Annotated in this window: 10 protein-coding genes, 1 other RNA gene and 1 pseudogene; 6 read left to right on the top strand and 6 right to left on the bottom strand. The window is 68.9% G+C overall.

Annotated elements, in window-relative coordinates:
- Positions 1-304, bottom strand: a pseudogene (locus CVO76_RS06600) (23S rRNA (adenine(2503)-C(2))-methyltransferase RlmN); the annotation flags it as partial.
- Between the two features lie 229 nt (positions 305-533).
- Here CVO76_RS06600 and gndA point away from each other — a divergent pair.
- A complete protein-coding gene (gene gndA, locus CVO76_RS06595) occupies positions 534-1,973 on the top strand; it encodes an NADP-dependent phosphogluconate dehydrogenase (protein WP_133080668.1) in 1,440 nt (479 codons plus the stop codon).
- A 58-nt stretch (positions 1,974-2,031) separates the two neighbouring features.
- Here gndA and epsC read toward each other — a convergent pair whose 3' ends face one another.
- The 3 genes from epsC to msrA all read right to left on the bottom strand — a co-directional run bounded on the left by epsC (position 2,032) and on the right by msrA (position 4,253).
- Positions 2,032-2,619: a serine O-acetyltransferase EpsC gene (epsC, locus tag CVO76_RS06590; RefSeq protein ID WP_133080667.1), complete on the bottom strand. Its 588-nt coding sequence runs from the start codon at positions 2,617-2,619 to the stop codon at positions 2,032-2,034.
- Positions 2,620-2,682: 63 nt separating this feature from the next.
- Positions 2,683-3,618 carry a cysteine synthase A gene (gene cysK / locus CVO76_RS06585; RefSeq protein WP_208741343.1) on the bottom strand — a complete coding sequence of 312 codons (936 nt, stop codon included), beginning with the start codon at positions 3,616-3,618 and terminating at the stop codon, positions 2,683-2,685.
- A gap of 110 nt (positions 3,619-3,728) precedes the next feature.
- Positions 3,729-4,253: a peptide-methionine (S)-S-oxide reductase MsrA gene (msrA, locus tag CVO76_RS06580; protein WP_208741727.1), complete on the bottom strand. Its 525-nt coding sequence runs from the start codon at positions 4,251-4,253 to the stop codon at positions 3,729-3,731.
- A 105-nt stretch (positions 4,254-4,358) separates the two neighbouring features.
- Between msrA and CVO76_RS06575 the strand changes: the two genes are divergently transcribed.
- The 3 genes from CVO76_RS06575 (at position 4,359) to CVO76_RS06565 (ending at position 7,052) form a co-directional block, all read left to right on the top strand.
- The gene (locus tag CVO76_RS06575) at positions 4,359-5,285 is read left to right on the top strand and encodes a Nif3-like dinuclear metal center hexameric protein (RefSeq protein ID WP_208741341.1); all 927 of its coding nucleotides are present in this window, start codon (positions 4,359-4,361) and stop codon (positions 5,283-5,285) included.
- A gap of 85 nt (positions 5,286-5,370) precedes the next feature.
- The gene (locus CVO76_RS06570) at positions 5,371-6,114 is read left to right on the top strand and encodes a zinc ribbon domain-containing protein (protein WP_208741339.1); all 744 of its coding nucleotides are present in this window, start codon (positions 5,371-5,373) and stop codon (positions 6,112-6,114) included.
- 2 nt (positions 6,115-6,116) lie between these two features.
- Positions 6,117-7,052, top strand: coding sequence for a reverse transcriptase-like protein (locus tag CVO76_RS06565; protein WP_347876230.1), 936 nt, complete (start codon positions 6,117-6,119; stop codon positions 7,050-7,052).
- A gap of 3 nt (positions 7,053-7,055) precedes the next feature.
- Here the strand turns inward: CVO76_RS06565 and CVO76_RS06560 are convergent, their stop codons facing one another.
- Complete coding sequence (locus tag CVO76_RS06560) at positions 7,056-7,817, bottom strand: YaaA family protein (protein WP_208741337.1); 762 nt, start codon at positions 7,815-7,817, stop codon at positions 7,056-7,058.
- Between the two features lie 80 nt (positions 7,818-7,897).
- Between CVO76_RS06560 and rnpB the strand changes: the two genes are divergently transcribed.
- Positions 7,898-8,294: RNase P RNA component class A (gene rnpB / locus CVO76_RS06555), an RNA gene on the top strand.
- An 87-nt stretch (positions 8,295-8,381) separates the two neighbouring features.
- Here rnpB and CVO76_RS06550 read toward each other — a convergent pair.
- Positions 8,382-8,771: a DUF1643 domain-containing protein gene (locus tag CVO76_RS06550; protein WP_208741335.1), complete on the bottom strand. Its 390-nt coding sequence runs from the start codon at positions 8,769-8,771 to the stop codon at positions 8,382-8,384.
- 856 nt (positions 8,772-9,627) lie between these two features.
- On the opposite strand from CVO76_RS06550, the gene CVO76_RS06545 reads away from it, so the two are divergent.
- Positions 9,628-10,179 (top strand): MFS transporter (locus tag CVO76_RS06545; RefSeq protein WP_208741333.1); only part of this gene is annotated, 552 nt, incomplete at its 3' end.

Genomic DNA, 10,179 nt, shown 5'->3' with positions numbered 1-10,179 from the left:
GCCCGGCCTTCGGGAGATCGCTCATCGCCGCGGGATCCGTGGTGTAGTGCGAGAAGTAGTGCTTCGACAGCTGCTTGGCGCGGAAACCCGGGTGTCCCAGCTCCTTCAGCCGGTCCTGCCGCTCGGCCAGTGTGAGGTCGGCGAGGTGCACCGGCGGCTGGCTGACCCGGGGGGACTTGAACTGCAGCAGCGGCCGGCCGTCGCTGGACACGATCGGCTCGGCGCCCTCGACCTCAGGGCGCACCTGGGGGCGCGAGGAGACGGGAGCGGGGGCAACGGGGGTAACGGTAACGTCGGACATCATTACCATTCTTTCACGGATGGCACCAGCGGCCCAGTCGACGGCGTGTCGGCCGCGACACGTCCGGTGGCTGGAAGCGGCCGAAACATGACGGCGCCGAGGGCGGTCGGTGTGGCGGCGGGCGATACGTCGGTAATAGTGTGAAAGCGATCGGATGGCCCGCGCGGGAACGCGCCGGAAGCACCGGCACATGCAGTGCTATGCATGCAGCTGACAAACGACGGAGAACACATTGAGCGCACAGATCGGCGTCACAGGCCTGGCAGTCATGGGAGCGAATCTCGCCCGGAACCTGGCCCGCAACGGCTACACCGTGGCCCTGCACAACAGGTCCATCGAGAAGACCGACTCGCTGCTGGAGAAGCACGGCGCCGACGGTGAGTTCATTCGCACGGAGTCCCTGCAGGAACTGGTGGACTCCCTCGAGAAGCCCCGCCGGGTGCTGATCATGGTGAAGGCCGGCAAGCCGGTGGACTCGGTGATCGATCAGCTCACTCCGCTGCTGGAGCCGGGCGACATCGTGATCGACGGCGGCAACTCGCACTACGAGGACACGCGCCGCCGTGAGGCCGCGCTGTCGAAGCAGGACCTCCACTTCGTCGGCGTCGGCGTCTCCGGCGGCGAGGAGGGTGCGCTCCTGGGCCCGTCGATCATGCCCGGTGGCTCCCGTGAGTCCTACGATTCGCTCGGGCCGATGCTCGAGAAGATCTCCGCCAAGTACAACGGCGAGCCCTGCTGCCGCTGGATCGGCACGGACGGCGCCGGTCACTTCGTGAAGATGGTGCACAACGGCATCGAGTACGCGGACATGCAGGTCATCGGCGAGGCCTTCGACCTGCTGCGCTCGGGTGCGGGGATCGAGCCTGCCGAGCAGGCGAAGATCTTCAGCGACTGGAACTCCGGCACGCTGTCCTCCTTCCTGATCGAGATCACCGCCGAAGTGCTGGGCCACACGGACGAGCGGACCGGCAAGCCCTTCGTCGACGTCGTCGTCGACGCGGCAGGGCAGAAGGGGACCGGCCGGTGGACCGTGGTCTCCGCGCTGGAACTGGGCAGCCCGACGTCGGGCATCGCCGAATCGGTGTTCGCCCGGGCACTGTCCTCGCAGAAGGACCAGCGCGTGCTGGCCCAGGACCTCCTGCAGGGCCACGAGGACACCGTCGAGCTGCCCGACACGTTCGTCGAGGACGTCCGGCTCGCCCTCTACGCCTCGAAGCTCGTGAGCTACGCCCAGGGCATCGACATGCTCACGTCCGCGGCGAAGGAGTACGGCTGGGAGCTCAAGCTCGACGAGATCGCCTCGCTGTGGCGTGCCGGTTGCATCATCCGCGCAGAACTGCTCGACGACATCATGAAGGCCTATGCCGTGGCCGACGAGCGTCCCGCCAACCTCCTGCTCGCACCGGCGTTCACCGAAGCCATCGCCGGCGCGGTCCCGGCCTGGCGCCGGGTGGTCGCCACCGCCGTGCAGCTGGGCATCCCCGTTCCGGTCTTCTCCGCGTCGCTGGCCTACTACGACGGCCTGCGCCGCACGCGCCTGCCGGCCGCGCTCACCCAGGGCCTGCGCGACCTCTTCGGCGCGCACACCTACAACCGCGTCGACACCGAGGGCACGTTCCACACCCTCTGGGGCGAGGACAAGTCCGAGATCGAAGCCGTCGACACCCACTGACAGCACCCCGAACGCAGGGAAGCCCCGGACCGTGGTCCGGGGCTTCCCTGCGTTCGGGTCAGATGTAGATGGCGGGGTCCACGTACTCCGCGGGGTCGACCGCCGGCTGCGTCTCGCGCCGCGAATCGCGGTGGCGGAACGTCGCCGGGATGCCCGTCACGATCGAGTCGGGCGGAGTGTCCTTCACGACGACGGCGTTCGCGCCGACAGCGCTGCCGGCACCGATGGTGATCGGACCCAGCACCTTCGCGCCCGCACCGATGGTGACGCGGTCCCCGATCGTGGGATGGCGCTTCACCTTCTCGAGCGAGCGTCCGCCGAGGGTCACACCCTGGTAGAGCATGACGTCGTCGCCGATCTCTGCGGTGCCGCCAATCACGATCCCCATGCCGTGGTCGATGAAGAACCGGCGCCCGATGGTGGCCGCAGGGTGGATCTCGACCCCGGTGAGGGCGCGCGCGAGCTGCGCCAGGGCACGCGCCGGGAAGCGCAGCTTCTCGTTCCGCCACATGCGGTGGGTGAGGCGGTGCATCCAGATGGCGTGGAGCCCGGAGTACACGACGGTGTTCTCGAAGGAGCCGCGGGCAGCCGGATCGTGGGTGCGCGCGGTCTCGAGGTCCTCGCGCAGTCGTTCTAGAAAGCTCACCGGCTACCTTCTCGTGGGGGTGTCATGGGGTTCAGCAGTGTCGGAGGGTCCTCCGCGGCGGGATCAGCCGCGGATGTCGTCGAAGAGCACCGTGGAGATGTAGCGCTCGCCGAAGTCGCAGACAACAGCCACGATGAGTTTACCGGCGTTCTCCGGGCGCTTCGCGAGTTCGAGGGCGGCCCAGACGATCGCCCCCGACGAGATGCCGCCGAGGATGCCCTCCTGGGTGCCGAGCGCGCGTGCCACCCGTACGGAGTCCTCGACGGTCGCGTCGAGCACCTCGTCGTAGATGTCGCGGTCGAGGTTCTCGGGGACGAAGTTCGCGCCGAGGCCCTGGATCTTGTGGGGACCCGGTGCGCCACCGTTGAGGATGGGGGAGTCCGCGGGCTCGACGACGACGATCTGCACGCCGGGCTTGCGCTCCTTCAGCACCTGGCCCACTCCGGTGATGGTGCCACCGGTGCCGACGCCCGCGACGAAGATGTCCACCTCGCCGTCGGTGTCCTCCCAGACCTCCTCGGCCGTGGTGGCACGGTGGATGGCGGGGTTCGCGGCATTGGCGAACTGCTGTGCCCAGATGGCGTTCTCCGTCGTCGCGACGATGTCCTTCGCGCGCTCGACGGCGCCGCGCATCCCTTCGGAGCCCGGCGTCAGGACGATCTCGGCGCCGTAGGCCCGCAGCATCACACGGCGTTCGGTGGACATGGTCTCCGGCATGGTCAGCACGACCTTGTAGCCGCGTGCAGCGCCGACCATGGCGAGGGCGATGCCGGTGTTCCCCGAGGTCCCCTCGACGATCGTGCCACCCGGGCGAAGCGCGCCGGCCTTCTCCGCCGCGTCGATGATGGCCACGCCGATGCGGTCCTTGACGCTGTTGGCAGGGTTGTAGAACTCGAGCTTGACGGCTACCTGCGCATCCAGCCCTTCGGTCAGACGGTTGAGGCGGACGAGGGGGGTCCGTCCCACCAGCTGGGTGACGTCGTCGTAGATCTTTGCCATGCGCGGGAGCCTGCCTGTTCGGGGGTGGAGGGATGCGGCGTCGGCCGGGGCACTGTCAGGGACTGCCCGGGACCGACGGCGGTCAGCTTAACGGGTGGGGTTCGGTGAGCCTACGCGGCGAGCCACTGGGCGTAATATTTCCGGGCCTTCGACAGCTTGGGGTTGATGATCACCTGGCAGTAGCCCTGCTCGGGGTGCTTCGCGTAGTAGTTCTGGTGCCAGTCCTCCGCCACATGGAACTCCGGGAGCCTGCTGACCTCGGTCACGATCGGGTTCTTCCAGTTCTGCTGGTTGCGGCTGATCGCGTCCTCGAACAGTGCCTTCTGCTCGGCGTCCTGGTAGTACATGACGCTGCGGTACTGCGTGCCGACGTCGTAGCCCTGCCGGTTCAGCGTGGTGGGGTCATGGGACACGAAGAACATGTCGAGGATGACGTCCTCCGGGATCACGGACTCGTCGAACGTCACCGCGACCACCTCGGCGTGACCGGTCATGCCGGAGCAGACGGAGTCGTAGTCGGGGTGCTTCGTGTGGCCTCCCGTGTAGCCGGACACCACTTCGGTGACACCGCGGGTCTTTTGGTAAAGGGCATCGAGGCACCAGAAACAGCCCCCTCCAAGCACGAAAGTCTTCATGTCCTTGTCAATGCGTGGCACGCTCCGATGATTCCCGGTGCCGATCAGCCCCCAGCGGACGGTGCTGAGTTGGAGGGGCCGCCGGCGGCGGGTATTACTGGTGTCATGGAACAGCACGAGCACGGCCGCGGTGTCGCTCCGTCCGGCACTGCGTGGGCCTCCCGCAAGGGCGACGGTGCCGCGCAGGGAGTCCCGGCGCCGACCGTGGGAGACGTCCTCCGTGCCATCGAGGAGTTGTGGCCGGAGAGCCTCGCCGAGGGCTGGGACGCGGTCGGGCTCGTCGCGGGCCGGTCGGGGAACCGGGCGGCGAAGATCCTGTTCACCGTCGATCCCACCGCTGCCGTCCTGGACGAGGCGCTGGGCTGGGGAGCCACGATGATCGTCTCGCACCATCCCCTCCTGCTGAAGCCCGTCTCCTCCGTCGCCGCGTCCGGCTTCAAGGGCGAGGCGGTCCATCGCCTGATCGAGGCAGGGTGCGCCCTGGTCACCGTCCACACCAACGGGGACAGCGCCGTCGGCGGCGTATCTGACGTCCTGGCGGACGCCCTCGGGCTGCGTGATGTCAAGCCCCTGGTTCCCGCTGCGGACGGGCTGCCGGAGGAAGGAATCGGACGCGTCGGGGACCTCGAGGAACCGGTAGCGCTCGGGGCCTTCGCGGAGGTGGTCTTCTCCATCCTGCCGGCCGTCGCCGGTGGCGTGCGGGTCGCCGGGGACAAGGACGCGCTGGTCCGCCGGATCGCGGTGTGCGGAGGCGCGGGAGACTCCCTGTTCGAGCACGTCCGGGCCAGCCATGCCGACGTCTACGTGACGGCCGACCTGAGGCACCATCCTGCCTCCGAAGTGAGGGAGGCGGCCGCCGGCGGTACCCCCTACCTCGTGGACGTCTCCCACTTCGGCAGTGAATGGCTGTGGCTCACGCCCGCCGCCGACGCCCTGGGCACGATGCTCTCCGACCAGGGCTTCGCGACCGACATCCGGGTCAGCGGGGTCAACACCGACCCGTGGGACTTCGTCCTCACTCCCGGTCACTGACGACCGGGAAGGGCGCCGTGGCCTAGGCTGGGACGACGCCCACGCCCGCTCGTCGTGCCCCGTCCGTCCCATCTGGAGGTTTACCGTGGCCAAGGCTGCACCCGAGGAACAACTCCGCCTGCTCGACCTGCAGGCCCTCGATTCGACCCTCAACAAACTCACACGGCAGGCCGCTGCTGCGCGGGGCAATCCCGAGCTCGGCGTCGTCGCCGCCCGGGTCAGTGAGGTCGACGGCGAGCTCGTGCGCGCCACCACCGAGCTGGGCGACCTCCAGCGCGAACTGACGCGTGCGGAGGACGAGGTGCAGTCGGTCGTGAACCGGCTGGAGCGTGACGAGAAGCGGCTGAACAGCGGTACCGGCACCTCGAAGGACCTGACGGCGCTGCAGCACGAGGTCGCGTCCCTGACGAAGCGGCGCTCGGACCTCGAGGACGTCGAGCTGGACGTCATGGAACGGGTGGAGGCGGCGCGCACCGCGCAGGCCGAGGTGCAGGGCCGCACGGATGCGGTCCGTGCCGAGCTCCGCGCCCTCGAGGAGGCACGCGACATCGAGCTCGCCGACATCGAGCTGCAGCGGGTCGACGTGCAGGCACGCCGCAACGAGCTCGCCTCGACGTTCGACTCCGGGCTCCTGGCCATCTATGAGCGGATCCTCGCCAAGCGCGGCGTCGGTGCCGCCCGCCTGTTCCACGGCAAGTCCGAGGGGTCCGGGATGCAGCTGAGTCCGGGTGACCTCGCCGACATCTCCGGTGCGGCACCCGACGACGTCGTGCTCTGCCCCGACTCCGGGTGCATCCTGGTCCGTTCCGGCGACTGGGGGAACCAGTAGCCGTGACGGAACAGCAGTTGTTCGACCCCCATGCACGCGACGACGAGGCGACGGCGGGTGCGCCCACGCGACTCGTCGTCGAGGCGGACGGCGGGTCCCGTGGCAACCCCGGGCACGCCGGGTACGGTGCCCTTGTCCGCGATCCCGACACCGGCCGGATCCTGGTCGAGAAGGCCGCCTACATCGGCAAGGCCTCGAACAACGTCGCCGAGTACTCAGGCCTCGTCTCGGGACTGGAACTGGCACGCGAGATCAACCCCGGCGCGTCCGTGCACGTGAAGATGGACTCCAAGCTCGTGGTCGAGCAGATGTCCGGGCGCTGGCAGATCAAGCACGCCGACATGCGCGTGCTTGCCGCGAAGGCGCGGAAGGTCCTGGATCCCCGCCGGGTGACCTACGAATGGATCCCGCGCGAACGCAACAAGGACGCCGACCGGCTCTCCAACGAGGCGATGGACGCCGGCATGGCCGGCGTCGAGTGGAAGCCGCGCGCTGCGGCGAGACCCGCCGCGGAACCGGAGGCCGCCGCGTCGGAGGAGCTGCCGCGACCGGCGGGCAGGCTCCATCACCTCGAGGTGTGGACCCAGGATCTCGCTTCCGCGGAGAAGAGCCTGGGCTGGCTGCTCGAACGGCTGGGCTTCCCGCGCGGGGAAGCCTGGAAGGACGGTGTCCGCTATGGCTCCGACGAGTTCTACGTCGTCCTGGAGAGCGGACCCGACGTGGTGCCGGGCGGTTCCGACCGCCGTCGTCCCGGGGTGAACCACCTCGCGTTCCGTGCCGGGTCCAGGGCCGACGTCGACCTGCTGGCGCGCCGCGCGGCAAGCCACGGGTGGTCGCTGATGTTCGCGGACCGGCACCCGTTCGCCGGCGGACCGGACCACTACGCGGCCTACCTCGAGAACGCCGAGGGCTTCGAAGTGGAGCTGGTCGCGGACTGAGGCTCAGTCGAGCACGATGTCGAGCTGGGCCGGTCTGCGCGCGGTCGCCGGTACGAGCTCCGCCGTCCACTTCTCGCGGGCTGCCCGGAGCAGGGCCTCGGGCGTCGCCGGTGCCGCTCCCCGCCGCGTCAGCAGGTGGCGGGCGAGTTCGCCGCGCGTGTGCTTGGCGAAGTGGGAGACGACCGTGCGCTTCCCGCCGCGCACCTGGAACACGTTGACCGCGGCACTCTGCAGCGGTGGGGGAGCCCAGGCCGCGGCGTAGGTGCTCGACCGGCAGTCGACGACCAGCCCGGTTCCCGCGTGCTGCGCCAGGGCGTCACCGAGGTGCTTCCGCCAGTAGCCTGCGAGCCGCCCCGTGCCCGGCAGGTCCACCGACATCGACAGCCGGTACGCAGGGATCGGGTCGCCGAACCCGATGGCGCCCCACAGTGCGGAGACGACGACGCACCACTCGCGGGCCTTGCGCTTCTGCACCGGCGTCAAACCGGCGTACCCGAGGGCGTCGTAGAGGACTCCTGCGTAGACGTCGTGGGCCGGTGCGGCGGGGGCGACGTCGAGCACCAGATTCCGCGCCACATCGGCGGCCAGGGATTCCCCGACGCCGAGCACCGCATGCGCGTCATCCGCACCGCTGGCGTCCTTCAGGGCGGCGAGGACCGTCCGGCGGGCGGGATTCAGGTCGGGGAAGTGCAGGTTCTCCAGCCGCACCGGGTCGCCCCTGCGGGCGGCGGACTTACCTTCGGACGGGGGAAGCAGGATCAGCACCGATCCACTCTACCCAACCCGTGCAGCCCTTGGCCCCGTGCACCCGGCTCCCGGCCGGGCCGCCTAGAATGGTTCCTGGATGGGTCGACCAGGCGGCCGCGTTGGACGGTGTCCGCACCGCTCCACCGAGGAACGTCCGGGCTCCGCAGGGCAGGGTGGTGGGTAACGCCCACTCGGGGTAACCCGCAGGCCAGTGCCACAGAAAAGAGACCGCTGACCGCTGAAGGCTTCGGTCCTCACGGTCAGTAAGGGTGAAAAGGCGGTGTAAGAGACCACCAGCATGCCGGGTGACCGGCATGGCTCGGTAAACCCCACCCGGAGCAAGGCCAGACAGTGCACGTTCGAGGGCTGCCCGCCCGAGTGCACGGGTAGGCCGCTGGAGGGCGTCGGCAACGGCGTTCGTAGATGGATGGCCGCCACTCGCGCGACGGTAACGCCGCGCGATGACAGAACCCGGCGTATCGGTCGACCCATCCCGCACCGGCCCCGATAGAACGCTGATTGCGGCGCCTTCCCCGGGACACCTCCAACGTCTCCGGTCATCGATGAACGGTGCTGGGCCCATCACGGGGTCCACTCGCTCAGAGCGGCGTCCCGCCGAAGGTAGAGCGGGTGACCGGGGTGGCCGTTCTTGGTCCTGCCCCGGCACTGGAGGGTGATGCCGTGGGAGGCTGCCATCGCGTGGACTGCCTTCGCTCTGTCGATGGCGAAGTCGTCGGCTCCCCAGGCTGCGACCATGAAGTCGACGGGAAGTGTCTGCATGCAATGAGTGAGGATCTCGTCATTGCGCGGCCCGATCGGGTCTGCGTGGATGCGGAGGCCTTGAGGATCGGTGGAGCGAAGCGCGAAGAGGTTGATGACGCGGAGTCCGTCCAGGCCGAGGGCTCGCGCGTAACCGATGCAGCGCCGGATCGTCGGGAAGTCCTGTCGAGTCGGCGTACCTATGCCGGTCATCTCGGACCCTCGCTTCCGGTCGCGGCCCGGCTATGCACGCCGTGCCGGGCCACTCGCCGGTCGACCTCAGCGCAGTAGCCGCGCTGAGTAAGCAGGTGTCCGCCGTGCGCTTTGGAGTGGCGACTACTCGCTCTTTCCGCAGAATTCGGGCGTACAAACAGGGGAGGGGCTTACTCCCGGCAACTCGAGGGAAATGCGGAGATCAATGGAGATCTTGAAGAAGTGCGTCATGGGCGTCACCCGATGTGTGCGTCGGCTGAGGAACAACCTCGTGGTGCTCGCGGGACCCGACGAACTGTCGTACTGACGCGCTCCCTCCCGCACGGCACGACCCGCCGGCGGATACCGAATCGGCAACAGTCGGGCGTCCGGCGCGTCGCACGTTGTTCCGCGCCGCAGGTCGGCCTACTCTATGGGAACCGCCGTGGGTCTCGTACGCAAACGCGACGGTATGAACGGGCCGGCCCACTGCTGGGGCTTCGGGGTTGGCCCGTTCACCTCGGCAACGGCCGTGCCCGGGCGGAAAACGGTCCCCCGTACCCGGTCTCAAGAGGTAGGGGGACCGCCCGGCGTCTATAGCCGCCTCTGGAGGTCATCCACAGCGGTACTGCTGGGGAACGACCGCGGGACGGCCTCCACGCTCCATTTTCCGCTTCCCGTCGAGGCTCGGCAATCGGATCGGGCCCCGGTAAGCCAAGGGAGGAATCGGGAACTTTCCGATGGGAGTCCGAATGGTCATTGCCGAAACGAACTATTATCGGTCGTGCTCCTCCGGCGGTCAAGAGCTGCCGAAGTGGAGCCGTGCATTGGACCATTCCGTCCGGAGACGGCACGCCGCCTCGACTAGGGTGATCGGATGAGCGCTGGCGGTACCGGAGACAGACACCTGCTGGTGCGCAACCGCAACTTCCGCGCCCTCATGGTCTCGAGCACCTCGGGCGTGCTCGGGAACGCCGTGGCAGCCGTCGCGCTGCCGGTGATCGCCGCAGTGGAACTGCAGGCCGGCAACTTCGAGGTCGCGGCGCTCGCCGGGATGACCTTCCTTCCCTGGCTCCTCCTCGGCCTCGTCATCGGCGTATGGGTGGACCGGCTGCCCCGGAAGCCGGTGATGCTCGCCTCGCTCGTCGTGCGGGTCCTCGTGCTCGGTCTCCTGCCCCTCGGGTACTGGCTGGGGTTCCTCAGCGTGCCGCTGCTGTTCGGAACGGCATTCGTCGTGGGAGTGACGTCCGTGTTCTTCCAGCTGGCCGACGCCGCCCTGGTGCAGCAGGCCGTGACGCCGAATGAGCTGATGGAGGGCAACGGGCTCATCACCGGTTCCGGGGCCGCGGCCGACGCGGCGGGTCGCTCCGTCGCGGGGTGGCTCACGAGCTCGGCGGGGGCATCGAACTCCCTGCTCGTCCAGGTGGCG

The organism is Arthrobacter agilis, from assembly GCF_002953615.1.
In the GTDB taxonomy this organism is placed as follows: domain Bacteria; phylum Actinomycetota; class Actinomycetes; order Actinomycetales; family Micrococcaceae; genus Arthrobacter_D; species Arthrobacter_D agilis_B.
The sequence above is the reverse complement of the archived record's forward strand: the minus strand, read 5'-3'. Positions and strand labels throughout refer to the sequence as shown.

What these genes read in the sequence shown, in the direction of transcription:
- cysK (WP_208741343.1), bottom strand. Translation starts at nt 3,618, where the DNA reads ATGGCAAAGATCTACGACGACGTCACCCAGCTGGTGGGACGGACCCCC.
- msrA (WP_208741727.1), bottom strand. Translation starts at nt 4,253, where the DNA reads ATGAAGACTTTCGTGCTTGGAGGGGGCTGTTTCTGGTGCCTCGATGCC.
- CVO76_RS06575 (WP_208741341.1), top strand. Translation starts at nt 4,359, where the DNA reads ATGGAACAGCACGAGCACGGCCGCGGTGTCGCTCCGTCCGGCACTGCG.
- CVO76_RS06550 (WP_208741335.1), bottom strand. Translation starts at nt 8,771, where the DNA reads ATGACCGGCATAGGTACGCCGACTCGACAGGACTTCCCGACGATCCGG.